15 protein-coding genes are annotated in these 19,852 nt (G+C 69.0%); 10 read left to right on the top strand and 5 right to left on the bottom strand.

Annotated features, from left to right (window positions below):
- Positions 1 to 2: 2 nt before the first annotated feature.
- On the bottom strand, positions 3 to 5,612 hold the full coding sequence (locus LZC94_06975) for a hypothetical protein (protein WXB17011.1): 5,610 nt from the start codon (positions 5,610 to 5,612) through the stop codon (positions 3 to 5).
- A 187-nt stretch (positions 5,613 to 5,799) separates the two neighbouring features.
- Here LZC94_06975 and LZC94_06980 point away from each other — a divergent pair, with 187 nt between their 5' ends.
- From LZC94_06980 to LZC94_06990, 3 genes are all read left to right on the top strand, one after another.
- Positions 5,800 to 6,297 (top strand): hypothetical protein, encoded by a 498-nt coding sequence (locus LZC94_06980; GenBank protein WXB17012.1) that lies wholly within the window; start codon positions 5,800 to 5,802, stop codon positions 6,295 to 6,297.
- Between the two features lie 68 nt (positions 6,298 to 6,365).
- Complete coding sequence (locus LZC94_06985; protein WXB17013.1) at positions 6,366 to 6,905, top strand: hypothetical protein; 540 nt, start codon at positions 6,366 to 6,368, stop codon at positions 6,903 to 6,905.
- A 61-nt stretch (positions 6,906 to 6,966) separates the two neighbouring features.
- Entirely contained in the window at positions 6,967 to 7,614 is a 648-nt protein-coding gene (locus LZC94_06990; GenBank protein WXB17014.1) for a LysE family translocator, read from the top strand.
- Positions 7,615 to 7,628: 14 nt separating this feature from the next.
- Here the strand turns inward: LZC94_06990 and LZC94_06995 are convergent, their stop codons facing one another.
- Positions 7,629 to 8,753 carry an AAA family ATPase gene (locus tag LZC94_06995; GenBank protein WXB17015.1) on the bottom strand — a complete coding sequence of 375 codons (1,125 nt, stop codon included), beginning with the start codon at positions 8,751 to 8,753 and terminating at the stop codon, positions 7,629 to 7,631.
- Positions 8,754 to 8,808: 55 nt separating this feature from the next.
- Between LZC94_06995 and LZC94_07000 the strand changes: the two genes are divergently transcribed.
- On the top strand, positions 8,809 to 9,480 hold the full coding sequence (locus LZC94_07000) for an RNA ligase family protein (protein WXB17016.1): 672 nt from the start codon (positions 8,809 to 8,811) through the stop codon (positions 9,478 to 9,480).
- Between the two features lie 9 nt (positions 9,481 to 9,489).
- Here LZC94_07000 and LZC94_07005 read toward each other — a convergent pair whose 3' ends face one another.
- Complete coding sequence (locus LZC94_07005) at positions 9,490 to 10,098, bottom strand: hypothetical protein (protein WXB17017.1); 609 nt, start codon at positions 10,096 to 10,098, stop codon at positions 9,490 to 9,492.
- Between the two features lie 32 nt (positions 10,099 to 10,130).
- Positions 10,131 to 11,126 (bottom strand): AraC family transcriptional regulator, encoded by a 996-nt coding sequence (locus LZC94_07010; GenBank protein WXB17018.1) that lies wholly within the window; start codon positions 11,124 to 11,126, stop codon positions 10,131 to 10,133.
- A gap of 171 nt (positions 11,127 to 11,297) precedes the next feature.
- Here LZC94_07010 and LZC94_07015 point away from each other — a divergent pair, with 171 nt between their 5' ends.
- From LZC94_07015 to LZC94_07035, 5 genes are all read left to right on the top strand, one after another.
- Entirely contained in the window at positions 11,298 to 11,750 is a 453-nt protein-coding gene (locus LZC94_07015) for a hypothetical protein (protein ID WXB17019.1), read from the top strand.
- 91 nt (positions 11,751 to 11,841) lie between these two features.
- Positions 11,842 to 12,711: an NAD-dependent protein deacetylase gene (locus LZC94_07020; protein WXB17020.1), complete on the top strand. Its 870-nt coding sequence runs from the start codon at positions 11,842 to 11,844 to the stop codon at positions 12,709 to 12,711.
- A complete protein-coding gene (locus LZC94_07025) occupies positions 12,689 to 13,465 on the top strand; it encodes a response regulator transcription factor (GenBank protein WXB17021.1) in 777 nt (258 codons plus the stop codon). The genes LZC94_07020 and LZC94_07025 overlap by 23 nt, the downstream gene beginning before the upstream one ends.
- The gene (locus LZC94_07030) at positions 13,462 to 14,709 is read left to right on the top strand and encodes an ATP-binding protein (GenBank protein WXB17022.1); all 1,248 of its coding nucleotides are present in this window, start codon (positions 13,462 to 13,464) and stop codon (positions 14,707 to 14,709) included. The genes LZC94_07025 and LZC94_07030 overlap by 4 nt, the downstream gene beginning before the upstream one ends.
- A gap of 83 nt (positions 14,710 to 14,792) precedes the next feature.
- The gene (locus LZC94_07035; protein WXB17023.1) at positions 14,793 to 16,049 is read left to right on the top strand and encodes a hypothetical protein; all 1,257 of its coding nucleotides are present in this window, start codon (positions 14,793 to 14,795) and stop codon (positions 16,047 to 16,049) included.
- Positions 16,050 to 16,067: 18 nt separating this feature from the next.
- Here LZC94_07035 and LZC94_07040 read toward each other — a convergent pair whose 3' ends face one another.
- Positions 16,068 to 18,005, bottom strand: a complete 1,938-nt coding sequence (locus LZC94_07040; GenBank protein ID WXB17024.1) for a sulfatase-like hydrolase/transferase — start codon at positions 18,003 to 18,005, stop codon at positions 16,068 to 16,070.
- 801 nt (positions 18,006 to 18,806) lie between these two features.
- On the opposite strand from LZC94_07040, the gene LZC94_07045 reads away from it, so the two are divergent.
- On the top strand, positions 18,807 to 19,850 hold the full coding sequence (locus LZC94_07045; protein WXB17025.1) for a metalloregulator ArsR/SmtB family transcription factor: 1,044 nt from the start codon (positions 18,807 to 18,809) through the stop codon (positions 19,848 to 19,850).
- Positions 19,851 to 19,852: the final 2 nt, after the last annotated feature.

Consider the following 19,852-nt stretch of genomic DNA (forward strand, 5'->3'; position numbering starts at 1 on the left):
CGTTACGTGGTCCACGTGGTGCCGATGCGGCGGCGAAGGGCGATGGCCTCCCCGGAGAGCGCGAAGCGGGCCACGTCGCCGCCGAACGAGTGCTCGAGGACCGCCGCGAGCGCGGGGGCGCCGAAGCGCTCCATGGAGCGCGCGAGGCTGGGATCGATGGTGCAGAGCTCTTCGAGGGTGGCCAGAAGGTCGCCCGTGATGAGCGACGTCGCGCGCATCTCGGCGCGGGCGAGGGCGCTGATGAAGCCGTCCACGGGGATGGGGCGGCCTTGCGGCGCGGCCAGGTGGGGGCCGAGCTCCTCGAGCACCTTCTTCTGCTTTCGCGACATGGCGCGCGCGACGTTGGGCTCGTACTGCGCGACCAGCTTCTGCGAGAGCACGTCGAGCTCGTCGGCGCCGTAGCCGTGCACCACTTGGCGCGCGCACGCGATGAGCAAGCCCTCGATGTGCGGAGGCGGGAGCTCCTCCAGCCAAGGCACGCCGAGCGAGGCGCGGGTGAGCGCGCGGGCGATCGACGCCAGCTGCGCGGGCTCCGGCATCTCCGAGAGCCGCTTGGGCACCACGATCCAGAGCGTGTCCTGCGCGAGCACGCGGGTGCGCGTGACGCTGGGCGAGATCACGAGCTCCAGATCCTCCATGCCGAGGGTGCGCAGCACGCGGTCGAACAGCACCCGGGTGGGGTGCCCGCTGCGCGAGCTCACGCGGTCGCGGCTGGTGATGCCGAGCTCCGACAGATCGGCGCGCAGGATCTTCGACTCGATGCCGGCGACGGCGGCCGCCACCTCGAGCAGCACGTGGCGGCCCTCGACGGGCAGCACGTGGGTGACGATGGTGGGGCGATCGAGCTGCACGTTCTGGCTCTCGGTCGAGGCGATGAGCCGGCGCGATCGCAGCCACGCGAGGCGGCCTTCGTCGACATCGCCCGCGACCGCGCGCAGCTCGCTCACCACCAGCGCCTCTTCCATGCGGCGATCGTTCTGCAAGGTCCGCTCCAGCAGCGCGATGGCCGCCGGGGGCTCGCTGAGGGCGAGGAGTGGCGCGGAGGTGGGGAGCACCATGCCGAGCAGGTGCCGCGCCGCCTCGTCGTTGGCGTTGGCCCGGGCGAGGGCGCGCGCGAGCTCGAAGCGCGTCTCGTGCATGGTCGCGTTGAGCTGCACCGCTTGCTGCAGGTGCCCGATGCCCTCGCGCAGCCGCTGGAGCGACTCGATCTCGAGCTGCCCCAAGGTGGCGAGCCAGCGCGCGTCCACCACGCCGACCTCGCGCCCGCGGGCGATGACGGCCATGAGCGCGCGCGCGAACGCCACGTGATCGCGGCCGCTGGAGGTGCGAAAGTGGGCCGAGAGGCGGCCGAACGCCATCATGCTGGCGGGGGTTCGGGCCACGGCCTCCACCAGCGCGCGCTCGACGGCCACCGGATCGCCCAGGCGCATGCGCAGATCGGCCAGCTTGAGCAAGAGCTCGCACCGCTGCTCCGGATCTTCTTCGACCCGCGCGAGCCGCTCGACCAAGTCGGCCACCTCGGTGCGCGTCTCGTCATCCATGACGCTCACCGGATCGAACGCCACCCCGGTCTCGAGCTCGGGCGGCGCCGTGTGCTGCGCGGTGATGTGGCGCAAGACCCCCCGCAGCGCCCGCGCGTTCAGCGGATCGAGGGCGAGCGCGGTGCGCAAGGTGCGCTCCGATTCGGAGGGGCGGTTCATCACGTGCTCGTAGATGCTCGAGAGCGAGAAGAGCGCCGTGAGCCGCGGCCCCGGCTCGCGCCCGAGCGCCACCACCGACTCGAGCGCGTCCACCGCCTCGGGCCACGTGCGCTGCGCCACGCAGAGCTCCGCCAAGGTGAGCAGCGAGGAAATATGGTTCGGCGCCGCCTCGCGCACGCGCCGCATGGCCGCGATGCCGAGCGGCAGATCGCCCAATTTCTCGCGCGCCACCCGGGCGATCTCCGCGCCCAGGAGCACGATGGCGCCTTCGGCGCGCGCCCGCTTGAGCGCCTGCCGGAACACCTCGACGATCTGCTCGGACTGGTTCGTCTCGCGCCGCACGGTGGCCAGGCGCCCGGCCGCCATCACGCTATCGGGGTTGGCCGACAGCGCCTTCTCCAGCAAGTCCGCCGCGCGCGCGGTGCGGCGCTCGGGCGAGCCGAGGACATCGGACGCCACGGGGCCGAGCAAGAGCTCCGCCGCGTCGATCAAGTAGCGGGCGCGCGCGCTCGGCAGGATGGAGAGATCGGCGAGCGAGATGGCCGCGGTGACCGCGGACTCCACGTCCGCGAGCCGCGGGGCGATGCGGGCGATGCCGGTGGCGGCGGCCACGCTGAGCGGATCGTACGCGAGGATGGTGCGGTAGCGGTCGAGCGCCTCGCGGAGCATGGCCAGCATCGGCGCGTCGGTGATGCCCTCCACCTCGACGGTGCCGCGCAGCGAGGGGTCGTTGGCCGCGTTCTCCAAGATGAGCGCCAGCCGGAGCTGGATGGCGCGGCGCGTCCCCTCGTCGGAGGCGAGGGCGTGCAGCGAACGAAGCGCGGTGAGCACCGTCTTGCGCGTGCGCTTGTCGCCTTTGCGCGCGCTCGCCATCTCGCGGCGTTCGATCGCGTAGAGCGCGCCCGGCTCGGTGGGATCGAGCTGCAAGATGCGCTGGTAGGTCTGCAGCGGATCGCCGCCAGCCTGCCGCCATTCTTCGAGGCTGGCCAGGTGCCAGAGCGCGCCGAGGCGGGCGCGCAGGTTGGAGAAGACGTCGCCTTGGCGCGACAGGACATGGGCGAGCCGCGCCCAGTCGTTGGTCCTTCGGCTGACGCCTTCCAAGGTGCGAAGCGCGGGGATGTGGCGCTTGTCGATCTCGAGCACGATCTCCAGCAGCTTGGTGGCCTGCGGAATATCGCGCCCGGTGCGGAGATAGAGCTGGGCCAGGCCGAAGGAGAGGCGCGCGGCGGACGCGGGGTGCATCTTGTGCTCGAGCCGCCGCACCTGGAGGCTCAAGAGGTTCGTGGTGTTGAACGACAGCGCCTTGCCCTTGGCGGTGGCGATCACCGCGTGGCGCATGATCGCGCGCTCGAGCCGCTCGGCGATCAGCTCGTCCTCGGGCGTCTCGGCCAGCGCGCGCGCGTAGGTGGTGGCGGCGCGCTCGTCGTTGGCCAGGCGGTGCTCGTCGATCTCGGCGGCGCGCACCAAGTAGCGGGCGCGGTCCTCCAGGCCCGAGCAATCGTTCGCCAAGGTCTCCATGGCGTCGCGCAGGGTGACGTAGTCGCCGGTCGCCTCCAGCATGCGCACGATCTCGTCGGGCGGCACGGGGTGGTTCGGATCGATGGCCCGCGCCGCGGAGAGCGAGACCATGGCGTCCTTCGGCGAGCGAAGCCGCAGCTCCTGGATCTGCGCGAGCTCCAGCCACAGATCGAGCCGGTCCCTCGGCACCGGCGCGCACTGGATGCGCGCCTTCAACGAGGCGGCCGCGCGCTCCCAGCGCCCCGCCTCCGCATGGAACCGCGTCTCGAGCGCCCGCGCCGCCTCGTTCGTCGGATCGTAGGCGAGGACCTCGTCGAGCAAGGCGAGCGCCCGCTCGCGATCCACGCGCGCGAGCACGCCGATGGCGCGCACCCGCAGCGCGATCATATCGTCCCGCTCCGTCGCCAGCCGCGCTTCGTCGAGCAGCGCCCGCGCCAGCGCGCGATCGTCTCCGATCTTGGTCGCCGTGCGCGCGAGCCCCAGCACCGCCCCGCGCCGATCGGGCTCCAGCCGCAAGATCTGCTCGTACGTGCGCGCCGCGCGCCTCACGTCGCCCAAGAGCTCCTCGCACAGGAGCGCGATCTTCTCCAGGCTCGAGACCTTGCGCCCGGGATCCTTCGTCAGCTCGACCGCCTGCGCATACAGGTCGATGACCGCCCGCGCCTCGCGATCCGTGGCCTCCGAGGTGGCCGGCGCCAGCAAGCGCGCCAGCGCCTCCAGCACCTCGGGATCCCCCGGCGAAACGACCCACGCCGCGCGCAGATGCTCGACGGCCGTACCGGGCTTCGCGAGCTCGTGCTCGGCAATTTGCGCGGCTCTGACGAGCGCCCGCGCGCGCCGGGCGGCATCTTCCGCGCGCGCGGCCTCGGTGACCCACAGGTCGACCCTTTGCTCGTGGAGGCTCGAGGCGGAGAGGAGCCGGTCGAGCGTCTCGAGCAAGGTGATGTCGCGCGGCTCGATGGCGAGCGCCGCCTGGGTATGCTCGATGGCGGAGTGGATCTCGCCGAGCTGCTCGTCGATGCGGGCGAGCATGCGCAGCTCGTGGGTGAGCACCAGCGGGTCGACCAAGAAGCGCAGCCGCGCGCGCCGCGCCCGCGCGGCCTCCGCCCAGTCGTTGAACTGCTCGTGCAGCCGCACCAGCTCGTCGAGCACCCGCCGATCGACGCTGTTCGACGTGGGCGCACGCGCCGCGGCCCGCTGGAGGAAGCCGATGGCCCTCTCCGGCTCGTTCAGCCGATGGTACGCGATGCACGCGGCGTCGAGCTCGAGCCTCGCCGCGCGGTTCGGATCCGTCTCGAGCTCCGCCTCTTCCTGGAGCAAGAGGCAGAGGGCCGCCGGATCGTCGTGCGACGCCACGTGCCGCACGGCCTCGTCGCGCACGGGTCCCACGCTGGGATCGAGCGCCACCGCCCGCTCGAGCGCCGCGCGCGCCTCCTCCACTTTGTAGAGCTTGAACTCGAGGATCTGCGCCCGCTCGGCGTGGAGCCACGCCGCCAATTTCGGCTCGCTCGCGTACGCCTCGGCCATGCTGGCCAGGTGCCGGGCCAAAACGTCGTACGCCTCCGCGTAGGCGGCCGGATCGTCGGCCGCGCGGCTGGTCGCGGTGTACGCGCGGGTGGTGAGATCCGCCTCGAGCCCCTTGAGCGCCGCGGGGTGATGCGGCGCGCGCGCCCGGGCCTGCTCCCAAATGGAGCGCACGAAGTCGGGGCTCTCGCCGCGCGCATCGAGCAGCCGCGCCTTCTCGACCAACAGCTCGATGGTCGACCCATCCTCCGTGGACGCCGCGAGCTCGTTCTCGAGGTGCTCCAACATGGCCGGCAGCGCCGCGCGCCCATGGCATTTGCGCCGCAAGAGCGCGTGCGCCGCCGCCATCCTCGGGTCGACGCGCAAGGCAGCCTGCGCATGCGCGATCGCCAGCGCATCGTCCCCGCGCAACATCTCGGCCGCCACCGACATCTCGATGTGCGCGCGGGCGAGCCCGATCTTGTCGAGCTCGGGGGAGGTATCGGGATCCGCGATGCGCCCCGGGAGCGCGCTCGTGCGCCCCGCCGCACCCAAAATGTCGATGCGCGCGCGCAAAAGGTCGAGCAGCGCCTCGGGGTGCGCAGCATCGTGCGCCGCCCGCCGCGCCACCGTACCGCCCGTCAGATCGGGATCGATCTTCTTCGAGGCGCCGTGCGCGCCATTCTCACCGTTCGCCTCGAGGGCAGGCGCGAGCTCGAACGGGGCGGGCAGCACGATGGCCACCTTCCTTGCCCCCGGCGCCGCATCCTGCCGGGCCACGGGCGCCGCCGCCGCGCGCAGCACGTGCACTTCGCGGTCGATATCCCACGTCTCACCCGCGCTGGACGCGAGGAGATGATCGATGGAGGAGACACCACTTACGGAATCCACGATTCGGTGCAAACCTCAGGCTCGGTGAACCGAAGTGGACGGAGTCCACATAGGCAGTCGGAGCGTAGCGAAGTGAAAGGTTCCATCGTTGCACGATTTTAGCCCTGATCAGACACCCTTGTGTTGCCCCAAAGAGCCGCCGCATAAAATGCGGACGCACCGGCGATGGTGGCTCTTGGTATGTCCAGTGGTCCTGAGCCTCGGCTGTACATTTCTTGCAAACTTCGACGACCCGTCGCCCAAGCCGGGGCCCGGCGGCGAAGACGGTGGGGTGGAAGCCTCCGCGGTGGCCGACGGGGGCCCGAGCAACTGCCCCGGCTACATGCTCGACCCCAAGGCACAACCCTGCTCCGTGAACCGCGGTCGCGCGCGGGGGATCTACTGCGCGTGCAACGGATTGGCAAATTACCAGGGCTCCCGGGACGATCTGGTCATCTGCGATGGCGACGGCGGCATCGTCGAGGTCACGGCCTGCTCCAATGGATGTGCATTCTATCCAGCCGGCATTCCCGACTCGTGCGATCCCTGCGCCGGCCGCGCCGACGGCAAATGGTGCGCAACGGAGTTCGGCGTCGACGCGGGCCGCGTGCTCATGTCGTGTCAAGCTGGGCGGCAAGCGCCAGGAAGTGCGTTTCAGTGCCCTGCACGGTGCACGGGGGCAGGTCCCGGAGCGGCGTGCAATTAACGCAACCTGCGTTGGAACGGGTCCGATGAATCCGATGAATCGGATGAACCCCATGAAGGATCGTGCGAATGGATTCGGGTTTTCAGGCTGCGCATCGAAGGAGAGCGTGGTGCACCCTCGCTCGTTGGGCTTGGCCGCTTCTGCCCGCATCCACGATCGCCTGCAGCGCACCTTCCGAAGCCAGCTTGCACGCGGAGGGCGCGGAACATCGCGCGGGCAACGCCCTGTCGTCGACCATCCTCGAAGGAAGGCCACCGGAACACTACCGGCGCGATGCCGAGCCAGGGCTCGATGCCGCCTGTGAGGCGATCAACACGTGCTACCGCGGTGCACCGGTGGTCGTTCGGGTTCGAGCTCGATTCGATACGGATGGTCAAGCGACGAACGTCAAGCTCGAGGAGCCTCGGGCCGTGTTGCGGGACTTCATCGCCAGCTGCGTGGAGAGTCGATTTCGACATGCTCGGATAGGGCCCCTTCCCGACGGGCCGATCACGGTGGAGAAGCCGTGCATCGTGGGCCAAGCCGAGTCGTGGGAATGCCCGCCCGGCGGCGAATGCACCGCCGTTCCCGCTCCGGAGATACCGATTCGTCCCATGCCGCGATGGTGAACGTCATCGCGGAGAGGGCACCTTTGCAGCGCCGCAGCCGAACCCTACACTCGCGCGCTGCATGCAACTCCTCCCCGATTCGCGCGATCTCGCCCTTTTCATTTCGGCTGCCCTGGTGCTCTTCGTGATCCCAGGTCCCGCCGTGCTGTACACCGTTACACGAAGCGTCGATCAAGGACGCGGCGCGGGGGTGGCGTCGGCTGCCGGGGTGGCGACGGGGAGCCTCGCGCACGTGCTCGCGGCCGCGGTGGGGCTCTCGGCGCTGCTCGTGTCGTCGGCTGCGGCCTTCTCTATTGTTAAGTACGTGGGCGCTGCGTATCTCATTTATCTGGGGATCAAAAAATTTCGTGAGGGCCCGGTGGCGGCCGACGACGTAAAGCGTGCGGCGCCTGTTCCGCTTCGTGAGGTGTACGCGCAGGGGGTGCTGGTTGGCGTCTTGAATCCAAAAACGGCGCTGTTCTTCTTTGCGTTCCTTCCGCAGTTCGTCGATCCGGCGCGCGGACATGTGGCCTTGCAGTTCTCTGCCTTGGGGGTGCTCTTCGCGGTGATGGGATTTGCGAGCGACTCGATTTGGGCCCTCATGGCAGGATCGGCCGCGCGCTGGCTCCGTGGCAATGCCGGCTTCTTACGCCGTCAGCATTATGTGGCGGGGACGGTGTATGTCGGGTTGGGGCTCGCTACCGCCGTGAGCGGGGCAAAGCACAAATAGTCGCGGCGACGCGATCATCGCGCGACGACGTAGCGTACTTCGTGCGCCTCCGTCATGTCCGGTACCTCCCAGCGGTCCAACATGGCGTGGATGTTCTTATCGGGAACGGCGGCCTCGCGCGCGCGATTCTGCGACCAAAGCACGTCATTGGGCGCCTCGATGTACACGACGGTGATGCGCGCGTGATAGTCGGCCAAAAGCGACAGGAGTGGCGCGCGAAAGCGGCGTGAGATGTTGGTCGCGTTCCATACGAAGCGCTCGCCGCGGCGCAGGTGTTCTTTGGCCCGCTCGCGCGCGGCTTGAATGACCTGGCCCTGATTGTCGGTGGGATCGATGTCGAGCTCGTCCCGCAGGCCATCCAAGGAGACGACCGGCCAATCGGCGAAATGCGTTCGCACGTAGGTGTCTTTGCCCGAGCCTGGAAGTCCGGACATGACCACCACGGAGACTTTGGTGTCGTCCCACGCCTCGATGTCGGGGTGCCGGCCCTCGGAGTGAAAGAAGGTGTAGCGGGTGTGCGGCGATGCAAATGCGCGCGGCGAATCGAGGCAGCCTTCGTCGCGGCAGTACTCGCGGTAAAGGTCGATGTTGTCCACGATGCGCTGCAAATCGCGGCAGATGCGGCCGCGGATATCGGCTTCGGCCACCAGCGCGAGCAAATGGCATTGTGCCACCAGGCTGATCTCGGCCGCCAGGCGCCGGGCGTCGTCGCGCTCGATGAGAAAAAACGGAACTTGGTGGTGCCGGATGAGGCCGCACACCAGCTCGCGGATCGCAAAGGGCTCGCCGAGCTCCCACAGGATCCGGCGCGCCATGAGCTCGCCGCGGCGGGAGTGGCCCTTGGCCGTGATCCGGCCATCGTCCTCGGTGCGTGTGGTCGCGGGCTTGGCCACGTCGTGCAAGAGGCAGGCAAGGTACACGGCGCGCCTCTGGGGATCGGGGAGGTTGCGCCATGCGGGCATGGCCGCCAAGGTTTCGAGCACCATGCGCGTGTGGATCCATACGTTGCCCTCCGCGTGGTGAATCGGATCTTGCGGGCAGGCTTCGAGCGCGCGCAGCCAGGGGAAAACCTGCAGCGCGTCCCAGGGCACGCGGTAGTCGGGCGCCTCGGGCAGATCGATGCGTGCGGGTGCGACCATCGCCTTGCTATAGCGCGAAGCCGCGCGGGGCGCGATCTGCTACGGTGCAAGGGTCGTGTCGTCCAAGTATCCGCGCTCGTTTCATCTGCCATGGTCGCCGGGGGGCACGTCGGACGACAAGCGTCTGCGCGACGTGTCGGGGCTCCTCGGGGTTCCCGTGGTCGTCACCGAAAAGTGCGATGGCAGCAACCTGACGTACACGCGCCAAAATGTCTTTTCGCGCTCGCACGCCGGGCCGCCTTCGCACAAAAGCTTCGACCTCGCCAAGGCCACGCACGCGCGCCTGCGCCACCTCATTTCCGAGGGGACCTCGATTTTTTGCGAGTACTGCTACGCGGTGCACTCGATACCGTACGAGGCGCTCCCGGACTACTCCCTCGTGTTCGGCGTGCGCGACGACGAAGGCGAGCGATGGTGGGAATGGGATAGGGTCGCCGCGCAAGCCGCCGATCTCGGCCTCCCCACGGTGCCCGTCCTCTTTCGCGGCGTCCTCGCGAAGGAGCGGGATCTTCAGGAGCTGACCGAGGAGCTCTCCGCCGAGCCCTCCGTCTTCGGCGGCACCCGCGAAGGCATCGTCGTGCGGCGCGCGGCGTCGTTCTCCAGCGCCGAGTTTTCGAAGAGCCTCGCCAAGTGGGTCCGCAAGGATCACGTGACCACCGATGAGCACTGGATGCACCAGAACATCACGCCGCAGCGTCTTCGCGCAGGGCCCGGCGGCTCGGCGTAGCGTCTTCGCTCAGCGCCCGGCGGCTCGGTGTAGCGCTTCGAGGAGCGCGCCTCGGATCGGCTCGAAGTCGCGCGCGATGGCCTCCCACGTTTCGTAGGCGCCCGCGCAGAGCTGCTCCGACCAGGGGACGGCCACGCGGAAATCGGCGATGCGCCCCGTCTCCGCGATCTGCGCGGCAAAGGCCGGCACCCGCAGCGCGTGCACGATCCGCTTTCGCGCGGCTTCGGGCTCGCGGTCGAACGTCTTTCGCGCCTTGTTCCAATCCGAGTCGGATTTCCCCTTTGCCGACGCAAAGAGGCGGTTCGTGTGGGGCCGATACCGAAACGGCGGACGCGCTTCTTTGAGCCGGTGCTCGGCGGGCGCAAAGAGGCCCTCGAGCGCGAAAATGCTCTGCTCCTCGAGCGCCTTGGCGTAGGTGCCGGCGCCGTGCACCACCACGTTCAGGTCCTCGCCCCAGAGCAAATCCTGGCGGGCTCGCTCGTCGGCGAGGACCACCAGGAAGTCCCGATCGGACCCGGGGCGCGCGGTGCCATACACGTGCGAGCCGCAACGAACGCAAAAGCGCACCTGGCGGTCGTCGCGTCGCAAGGTGTGTAGGACCCGGGCATAGTCATCCATGCGGCGGCCGAGTCTACGCCGATTTGCGAGGGTCAGTCCGCGGTTCGGGTGTCTCGCAGCCATGCGCTCGGCGCGCGCCCGGTCCATCGCCGAAAGGCGCGGGTGAACGAGGCTTGCTCCTGGAACCCCAAGGTTCGTGCGATGCGGGCGAGCGGCTCGCGGGATGCGAGGAGGCGCAGCGCCTCGTCGTGGCGCACGTCGTCGAGCAGCGCGCGGTAGCTCGTGCCCGATTCACGCAAGCGGCGCTGCAGCGAGCGAGTCGATACGGAGAGCTCGCGCGAGAGTCGCGCCTCCGTGGCCCTCGCATGTCGGAGCAGGCGGAGGAGCGCGGTGCGCGCCACGAGGAGAAACGACGGTTGCGAGGTGAGATGATCGCGCGCCACGTCGCGCAAGGCTTGCTGCAGGCGGGGATCGGCCGTCTTCAAGCGAATGGCGCAAGCTCCCTCGGCGAGGCACACCGCCGACGCGCGGCTCCCAAAGCGGACCTTCGTACCCCATAGCTGCTCCCAGCGCGCCGCGCTCGCCACCTCGGCGCGCGCGAGGTGCACGTGCGCGGCGCGCCAAGGGGCTTCGGCGAGCGCCTGCAGCCGCGAGAGCGTGATGGCGAGGGTGAGCTCGTCGCTCCATTCGTGGCCCTCGAAGAGGGGCACATTGTGGATGCGGACCCACACGCATCCGCGATGGCTCCGGTCGATCTCCAGGGAGACGCCCTCGGCGACCAGTCCGAAGCTCGCGCGCAGCGCTTCGAGCGCCTCGCCCACGGTGCCGGCCGAGGCGACCAGGTAATCGAAGATGCCGAACGATCCCATGGGCAGCCGCTGGGCAACTTCGACCGCCAGCGAGTCGCGCCCGCAGAGGGTCATGGCGTGCTTCCACATGCGCGCGAAGTGCTCGTCGGTGAGGTGCGCGCCGGGGATCGCCAGATCGCGGTCGGCGATGCCGGCGGCGGCGCGGATGGCCTCCGCGTCCAGGCCCACCAACTCAAGGCCCTCGAGCATGGCGCGCGCCGCGATCGCCGGGAGCGACATGGATCAGCGGGCTCGCGCGAGCCCGCGGCCGCGGCGCTGGTCCCGCCCGGGCGCGGTCACCGATTGTCGCAATTGGACAAAACATCGGCGCGTGCGGGCAAGCGCGGGCGGGAAGGGGAGCGCAAATAAGGGAGTCGAATGGATACGATGGCGCACCAAACGTTTCGTAGCATGGTTGCCGTGAGCTCGCGGGTGCCGCCCCCAGGATGGAAGACGATGGTCGCCTTGATGCTGTTCGGCGCCGTCGCCATGATCGTCTATTGGGGCATCTGGTTCTTCGGCGACCGAAGCATCCTGGCCACGCAGTCCACCGATGCGTATTCTATCTTCGAGAACGCGTTCCCCTTGGCCGACGCGTGGCTGGGGGCGACCAGCCTCCTCGCGTCCATCGCCCTGATCCGGCAGAGGCCCGTGGGGCTTCTGTGGACCTTGCTCGCTGCGAGCGCGGCCATCTACCTCGGCTGCATGGATGTACTCTACAACCTCGAGAACGGCGTCTACCGGGGTGGAGATGCGGGCGCCGTCGCGACCGAGGTGGCCATCAACGTGTTCTCCTTCGGTACCGGCATCTACGGGATCGTCTTTGCGTGGCGCGGCCGCGCGTTCCTCGCGCAGGAATCGTGAGAGCCCGCACGCGCCCCGCGCCTGAGTCTGGTGGCCTCCGCGGCTTCCACGCGACTCCGCGCCGGGCGATGCTAACTTTATCGGCGCACGCATGCTTACGAACAACGAAGACGTCGCGGCGCTGGAAACCATGGCCGCGCAGCTGCGCGGGCGGCGGGTGGTCGCGCTGACGGGCGCGGGGATCAGCACGGAATCCGGGATACCCGACTACCGCAGCCCCGAGTCGCTCGCGCGCCCTCGGCGGCCGCTCCACGGTCCCGAGTTCATCCGCTCGGCGGCCCTCCGGCGCCGCTATTGGGCGCGGTCCATGGTGGGGTGGGAGCGCTTTCGCCTGGCGCGGCCCGGCTTGTCGCACGCGGCGCTCGCGCAGCTCGAGGCGCGCGGCGTGGTGACCGGCGTGATCACGCAAAACGTCGACCGCCTTCACGCCGCGGCGGGCAGCCGGCGCGTGACCGAGCTTCACGGCGCGCTGGCCGAGGTCGTCTGCCTCGAGTGCCACGCCATCGAGGATCGCGACGCGCTGCAGGCTCGCATGCGCGACCTGAACCCCGACTGGCTCGATGGCCCCATCCCCATGGCGCCCGACGGCGACGCCGATTTGCCCGAGGACATGGTGGCGTCGTTTCGAGTCCCCACCTGCGTGCAGTGCGAGGGCGTGCTCAAGCCCCGCGTCGTCTTCTTCGGCCACAACGTCGCGCGCCCGGTCGTCGACGAAGCGTACGCCAAGGTGGACGATGCGGACGTGCTCCTCGTCGCGGGCACCTCGCTGGCCGTCTTCTCGGGCTACCGCTTCCTCCTTCGCGCCGTGGACCGCAAAATTCCCATCGCCATCGTCAACCGCGGCCCCGTTCGCGGCGAGGAGCGCGCGACCCTCAAAATCGAGGCGAGCACCGGGGAGACGTTGGCGGCGCTGGCCCGTGCCCTCTGCGATTCACCGCATGACTCGGACGTGGTTTGGTGACGGGGTGACGGGGGACGAGCCCGCCCGAGACGTCGATGAGGCCGAAAAGGGCGAGGGCGCGCGCCCGACCGTCCTCCTCGTCGAAGACGATGCGCGCCTCGCCGCCTTGGTGCGCGGCTACCTCGACGAGCACGGGTTCACCGTGGACGTGGTGACCCGCGGCGATCGCGCGGCCGACCGGATCCGGCAGACGAACCCCGACGTCGTTCTTCTCGACATCGGCCTGCCCGGTCAGGACGGCTTGTCGGTGTGCCGCGAAATTCGCGCCGGCTACGCGGGCGCCATCGTCATGATGACCGCACGCGGCGACGAGATCGACGAGGTGCTGGGCCTGGAGATCGGCGCCGACGACTACGTCGCCAAACCGGTCCGGCCCCGCGCCTTGGTCGCGCGCCTTCGCGCCAACCTGCGCCGCATCGCCGAACGCACGCCGCGGGCGGGCGAGCGGGGCGTTCGGGTGGTGGGCGCTCTCTCGATCGATCCCGGGCAGCGCACGGTCTGCTACCGCGGGGCGCGCGTGCCCGTGTCCACCTCCGAGTTCGAGCTGCTCGAAATCCTCGCGCGCCGCGCGGGGCACACCGTTTCGCGCGAGGAGCTTCTGGGCGAGTCGCGCGGGCTTCGCTACGACGGGTTGAATCGGTCGATCGATTTGCGCATTTCGCGCCTTCGCCGAAAGCTGGGGGACGACTCGGAGAACCCGGAGCTCATCGTCTCCGTGCGCGGCGTCGGGTACATGTTGGTCACGCGGCCGTGAACCGGCTCTTTCTTCGTACGTACATTGGATTGTGCGTCACGTACGTGATCGCGACCTTGATTGGCATGGCGTTTCTGTATCCCTCGACGCGCGCCGATGTGAAAGAGTCGTACGAGCGGACCTTCGGCGGAGGGCTCTCGCTGGCCGTCGATCGCATCGCGGGTGCACCGCGCGGTGAGCGCGCGAAGCTCCTCGCCGAGCTCGAAGTGCGGTTCGGTTGCCCCGTCGCCGTGCTCCCGTGGGACTCCGCGCGCATCGAGGATGCCGTGCGGGCCGATCTCGCGGCGGGGGCCTCCAAGAGCTGGTGGTTTTCGGCGCTGGAGGGGGGAGCGTTTCTCGCGGCGGCGTTGCCGGATTCGGCGGCGTTGCCGGATTCGGCGGGTTCGGCGGGTGCGGTAGGGTCGACGGGTGCGGTAGGGTCGACGGAACGGCTCGAGGTGGTTCGGCTTGGCCCGCTGCCCGGTCCGAACACCCCGGGCCCGCTGCGGGTCGGGATCGTGCTTGCGGCGATGGGCGCGATCGCGGCCATCGGCGCCTTCGTCTTGCTTCGCACGATTGCGCGCCCCTTCAACGCGATGGCGGACGATCTTCGCCGTCGGGTGACGGCGCAGCGCGATCTGCTCCGCGCCGTATCGCACGAGCTACGCACCCCGCTTTCGCGCATTCGGTTCGCCATCGACCGTCTCGCGGACACCGATTCGGCCGACGCGCGCGCCGAGCAGCTCCAGGAAATCGACGGCGACTTCGGCGAGCTGGACGCGCTGGTCGACGAGCTCTTGACCTTGTCGCGCTTGGAGCACGGCGACGATCCGCTCCGCCTCGAGCGCATCGCGGTGCGCCCCTTTCTCGAGGAGCTCGCGACGGAGTTTCCTCGGATCGAGGTCGACCTCGCCGAGGACATCGCGCCGCTTCGAGCCGATCGGCGCCTCCTCCGGCGCGCGCTCGTCAATGTCGTCCGCAACGCCTGCCGGCACGCCAAGGCCCGTGTTCGCGTGCATGTGCAGGCCGCGCCGGCGCCATCCCACCTTCGCATCGTGGTGGAAGACGATGGCGATGGCATTCCGGAGAGCGAACGCGAACGCGTCTTCGAGCCGTTCGTGCGGCTCGCAACCGATGGCCGCGGGGTCGGGCTCGGGCTCTCCATCGTGCGCCGCATCGCCTCGCGCCATGGCGGCTCGGTGTGGATCGAGCAGGCGTCGCTCGGCGGTTGCCATGTCGTCCTCGAGCTTCCGGTAGGCGGATAGCCGGCGAGGATACGAACCGATACACACCGTTACCATCGGTGACGGCCGTCCGCCCCCGCCGCGAGCTACATGAAGCTTCGAACATGGAGCCCCGCGAAACACCGAACCCCGCCGTCCCGTCCTCGATGCCCAAGCCCGAACCCCGCCCGCGCACGGAGCCGCGCCCGCGCCCAGGCGCGTGCTCCCGCGCGCTCCGATGCGGGGCTCTCGCGCTGAGCGGCGCCCTTGCCCTCGGCTGTAGCTCGTCGGAGGATCCGCTCCCGCCGCCGGACACGTCGGGCGTCTTGACGATCGACATCTCCGTCTTCGCCCGGCATTTTCCGCCGAACGACTTCGCGTCCATCGCGAAATACCAAGCAGCCGTCGGCAAACCAAGCCGGTACATGGGCGACGCGTACGGCCTCCACGTCATGCAGCCCATCGCCAAAGCGACCTTGCTCCGCGATCTGGTGCCCTCGTCCGCGTCGCTCGTCTCCGACCATGGAAACAGCGTGACGCTCGCCTTCGGCCCGGCGAATCGCGTCGTATTTCACTTCAACAAGACCTTGAACGTGCCCAATAAGTTCACGGACACCGGCCACGATTACGCCTTCATCGAAGCCGAGAACGTGGACCAGCTGCTCGCCGGCCTCGACGCATTCCACGCGGCGCTGGACGCGCGGGGCCTCACGGCCACGTACTTGATCCCCAACCCGAGCTTTGCGCTCGAGCAAGAGGTGACGGCCCTCGCCGCCGCCTCGGACGAGCGGATCGCACCGACCGAGGATCGGGATCTCCGCGGCTTTCGCGCAGCAGGCGCCGACGCCCTCCTGGCCGTGCCGGACGGGCAGCACGGAGACCAGGCGCGCTACGACGAGCTGGTCGGCATCTTGGAGCACGAGACGTTCGACTGGTTCGGCATCGAAATGTATCCCCGCGACCTTCAGCCCCAAATCGACACGTACCTCACGGCACCGGAGGGATCGGCCGAGCTCGTCCTCGCGAAGAAGAAGCTGCTCGCGGCGTCGTGGACGTACTTCCACGAGCCGAACCTCGAGGACAATCACTACCTGCGGCTGCTCGACATTTGCCGAAGGCGAAAGCTTCGCGCGTACGGGATGGACACCAATCGATTTCAAGACTTCTTCGGCCATGGCGAAGTGCCTTTTGGGGCCATGGTTCGAAACAAGTATTGGGTCGATAGCCTCCCCGAGTCCGGCCGCGGCGTCGTGTTCGGAGGCTCGCTCCACTTCAACGACGAGTCGCCCGTCGCGGGGCGCCCGCCGCTGCACGTTTACGACTTCCTCGCGCCCGTTTACCGCGGCCCGCGGCTCTCGATGTATCCGTCCAAATCCAATTAGCGCGCCGGAGCGGCGCCTTTAAAACGGCCGGCCGTGGCCTTTGCCCTCGGCCACGGGGAGCAAGTCGCTGCACGCCTCGAGCGGCAGCGGCTGGTGCTCTTCGGGATCGCGCGCCACGTCGAAGCAGTTCCACGCGTGGTCGCTCTGATTGCCAATCAATTTGCGGGTCCCGCGGATGGCGCCCCAGTTCTTGAAGGCGCACGCCCAGAGCTCGCTGCAGTTGGTCAAAAAGGCGACCTTGTCGGGCGAGCTGCCGCCGCGCAAGAGGCTCTCGCCCGGCATGCGCGCGCGGAAGGTGGCGAGGCGGGGCTCGTCCCAGAGGCCCATCAAATCGAGCACGGTGGGGAGCACGTCGAAGGTCGTGAGCGGGGTGTCCGAGAGGGCGCGAAGGTGGCGCTCTTCGTCTTCGGTCAAGGTTCCGGCGGGGGCGTCGATCCAGAAGGGGATGCGGATCTCCTCCTCGTAGAGGGTGCCGGTGTGTCCGACCGCGCCCTTTTCGCGCAGCTGCTCGCCGTGGTCGGAGAGAAAGACGATGACCGTGCGCGCTCCATCGGGGCGCGCGCGCACCTCTTCGATCAGCCGGCCCACCGCACGATCCTGCAGATAAACGGCGTCGTGGTAGCGGTTGCGGATCTCCAGCTCGTAGCCGGGGCCCGTGGCCTCGTCCTCCGGGAGGAAGGGCGCATAGGCGTGATCGACCTTGTAGGGGAAGTGCGTATTCGAGAGGTGCACCACGCCCGCGTAGGGCTCGCGAAGCTGTCCCACGTCGCCGATGACGTAGTCGACCAGCTTTCCATCGTCGGCCCCCACCTCGAGGCTCGGATCGCGTTCGAGCTGGGTGGCGCTCACGGTGCGCGTCACCGGAATTCCGCTGAGCCACGCGCCGGAGTTGCCGAAGAGCATGTTCTGCGACGTCCAATACGCCGAGTCGAGCTGTGCGGCGTGCAGGTACTCCCAGAGCAGCGGCGCCGAGTGCAAGGTCTTGCGCGACTCGTCTTGGCCGACGCCGCTCCACATGACCGACAGCGAAATGGCGGTGGTCGAGTCCACGCTGCGCATCTGGGTCATGGCGATGCGGTGCGGGGCCTGCGCGTGCGAGAAGGGCGTGACGAGGCAGTTCGAATCTTGGGGCCGCAGGCACACGCTCATGGCGCGCACCGACTCGGTGAGCACCAGCAGCACGTTGCGCCGCACGGTTGGGTGCGCGCGGACGGAGGGGACGTCTTCGGGCGAGCGCGCGCCCGGGTGCACGCGCTCCACCGTCTCGTTGTGGTCCCAGCGGGCGCGCGAGAGCTGGCCCATGGCCGAGAGGTACATCACGTCGGGGGGCTGGCCCTGCTCGGCGCCGTGCGTCGGCGATACGAAGAGCGCGCAAAGCAGCGCCACCACCGCCGTGTCCCGTGCGATGTGCGTGCTTCGCCGGCGCGGCGGGGCGAGGACCCGCACGATGAGCGGCAGAAGGAGCGCGATGAGCACCGGGGGCAAGATGGTCTGCGCGAAGGTGGCGCGATCGCTCCAGAGCTGCTGGCCGATGCTGGGCATCATCGAGGTGCCCACCAGCACCGCCTGATGATCCATGTACGCCATGTAGCGGGTGTAGGTGTACGACTGGGCGCCGAGCGCAAAGCCCGCGAGCACCACCAGCACGGCCCACGCGATCCAGCGCACGCCGCCGCGCTTGCGCGCCGCCATCACCACCAGCGATGCCCAGAGCGCTCCGCTGACCCCCACGCACGCCAGATAGAAGACGAGGCCCGGGGTGTCGAAGTGGCCGAGGTGCCCCGGGCGCCGGATGGCATCGGCCAGGGCGATGGCCAGCGGCGCGAGGACGAGGAGCGCCCGTGCGGCGCGGCGGCGAAAGCGAACGAGCCGTCTTCGGACGGGGGGAAACAGACGCAGGACGCTTGGCTGCCGGGCGGCGTCCACTCCTTCGGCATTCGGGGCTCTACGCGACATGGTGCCTCGAGGCCCTTGCGCACCTCGACTTGTGACGGTGCCGCGACGAAGCCGTGGCGACACGGAAACGGCGTCAATACACCACGCGACTCACCGCACAGGCAAGCAACGTTATGTGCCGGCCCGGTATTGGCACACCCTGGACGCGCTCCGTGTCATGCGCTTCACAGAACGAACGTTCACACGCCACACGGTCGGATGGCATTTTCGCGCAAATTCGCGCTAGTTCGGTCTGGTACGCGACTTGAAGGAAGCCCCGCAACTCGACGCCCTACCGCGTGCGAGCACTTGCTCTTCCCTGCTTCCTTATCTCTTTCCTTCGCTTCTCGCTTTTTGATGGGGGGAGCTGCTTTTCCGATGCTCTCGACTGGGGGGTGGAGAGCCGCTTCGCCTTTCTTCGCGTGCTCTCGACTCCTGTCCCTTGGCGGGGAAGCTGGGCGGGAGCTGCTTCTCGGAGGCTCTCGACCTTTCCCTGGTGGAGTGGGGGAGGCGGGTTGGGAGCCGCTTCATCTTTCTTTCTTCCCGTGCCCTCGACCCTTGCCCCTCGCGGCGGGATGGGTTGGGGGAGCCGTTTCTTCCGGTTTGCCTGTTCGTTCCCGGTCGCTTCTTCTCTGTTCTTTCTTTTTTCGCAGCTCGTCTCTTTCGTTCCGGTTCCCGGTTATGCCGTCCCGGCCGCTTCGTGCCCGGCCGCGGAGGGCCTCGCGGATTCGTCCCGACCTGCCGCCTCCCCGCTCCTCGTCGGAAGAGGAGCGGGGTCGGGCTTCCTTGCGTCTATTCGCATCATCGCATATATGAGAGGGGATGCTCGAAAGCGCCCTCCCTCCCAATCGCTGGGACCTGTATCGGGTCCTCTCCGAGCCTGTTCGGCTGCGGCTCCTGGCGTTGGCCGCGGAAGAGGAGCTGGCGATTGGCGAGCTGGCGGAGCTTCTTGGCGAGAGCCAGCCCAATGTGTCGCGCCATATCGCACCGCTCAAGCAAGCGGGCCTGGTGGTCGTGCGCAAGCAAGGCACGCGCGCCCTGGTCCGCCTTCGCGATGGCGCGACCGCCGATGCCGTGATCGCCGATGCGCTGGCGAGCGGGCGCTCGCTCTGCGAAGCGGATTGCGCCGCCGTGGGCACCTCGGTCCAGGCGCGCATCGATGATGTGCTCCGCGCCCGGGATGCGGTCGCCCGTGAGTACTTTGCCGCGCCGCGTGCAGGCGGTGCAAACGGTGCGGTCGGCGATTCGTCGGCGGGGCCCCGTCCGCCCGTGGAGCTGGGCGCGTACCTCGCGGCCCTCGCCGTGCTCTTGCCGCGTCGCGGTGTCGCGGTGGACGTCGGGACGGGCGATGGAGGCCTGCTCGAGGTCCTCGCCCCCGTGTTCGAGCGCGTGATCGCGCTGGATCGCTCGGGCGTGCAGCTCGCCGAGGCGCGGGCGCGCGTGAAGGCCCGCGGATTTTCCAATGTCACCTTGCTCGAAGGCGATCTCGCGGGTGACGAGGCCCGGCGCGCGGTGGGGCAGGGGGCCGACGTCGTGTTCGCCGCCCGATTGTTGCATCATGCAGCCAAACCGGCGGCGCTGGTCCAAACCCTGGCCGCGCTGGTCGCGCCGGGCGGCTCCTTGGTGGTGCTCGACTACGCCCGGCACGAGGACGAGTCGATGCGCAACGCCGCCGATCTCTGGCTCGGGTTCGAGCCCGCGGAGCTCAAAAAATTCGCGCGCGCGGCGGGGCTCGAGAGGGCCCTGGTCGTGCCGCTTTCGTCCGCACTCATCACGTCCGGACCGGATCATCACCTCCCCTGGCAGGTGCTCGTCGCAACCAAACCGACGGCGCACCCGGCAGGCGAGGCGGCGGCCGGCACGTAACG

The sequence above is a fragment of the Sorangiineae bacterium MSr11954 genome (assembly GCA_037157815.1).
In the GTDB taxonomy this organism is placed as follows: domain Bacteria; phylum Myxococcota_A; class Polyangia; order Polyangiales; family Polyangiaceae; genus Pendulispora; species Pendulispora albinea.

What these genes read in the sequence shown, in the direction of transcription:
- LZC94_06990 (WXB17014.1), top strand. Translation starts at nt 6,967, where the DNA reads ATGCAACTCCTCCCCGATTCGCGCGATCTCGCCCTTTTCATTTCGGCT.
- LZC94_07020 (WXB17020.1), top strand. Translation starts at nt 11,842, where the DNA reads ATGCTTACGAACAACGAAGACGTCGCGGCGCTGGAAACCATGGCCGCG.
- LZC94_07005 (WXB17017.1), bottom strand. Translation starts at nt 10,098, where the DNA reads ATGGATGACTATGCCCGGGTCCTACACACCTTGCGACGCGACGACCGC.
- LZC94_06985 (WXB17013.1), top strand. Translation starts at nt 6,366, where the DNA reads ATGGATTCGGGTTTTCAGGCTGCGCATCGAAGGAGAGCGTGGTGCACC.
- LZC94_07025 (WXB17021.1), top strand. Translation starts at nt 12,689, where the DNA reads ATGACTCGGACGTGGTTTGGTGACGGGGTGACGGGGGACGAGCCCGCC.
- LZC94_07035 (WXB17023.1), top strand. Translation starts at nt 14,793, where the DNA reads ATGGAGCCCCGCGAAACACCGAACCCCGCCGTCCCGTCCTCGATGCCC.
- LZC94_07010 (WXB17018.1), bottom strand. Translation starts at nt 11,126, where the DNA reads ATGTCGCTCCCGGCGATCGCGGCGCGCGCCATGCTCGAGGGCCTTGAG.
- LZC94_07015 (WXB17019.1), top strand. Translation starts at nt 11,298, where the DNA reads ATGGTTGCCGTGAGCTCGCGGGTGCCGCCCCCAGGATGGAAGACGATG.
- LZC94_07040 (WXB17024.1), bottom strand. Translation starts at nt 18,005, where the DNA reads ATGTCGCGTAGAGCCCCGAATGCCGAAGGAGTGGACGCCGCCCGGCAG.
- LZC94_07045 (WXB17025.1), top strand. Translation starts at nt 18,807, where the DNA reads ATGCTCGAAAGCGCCCTCCCTCCCAATCGCTGGGACCTGTATCGGGTC.
- LZC94_06995 (WXB17015.1), bottom strand. Translation starts at nt 8,753, where the DNA reads ATGGTCGCACCCGCACGCATCGATCTGCCCGAGGCGCCCGACTACCGC.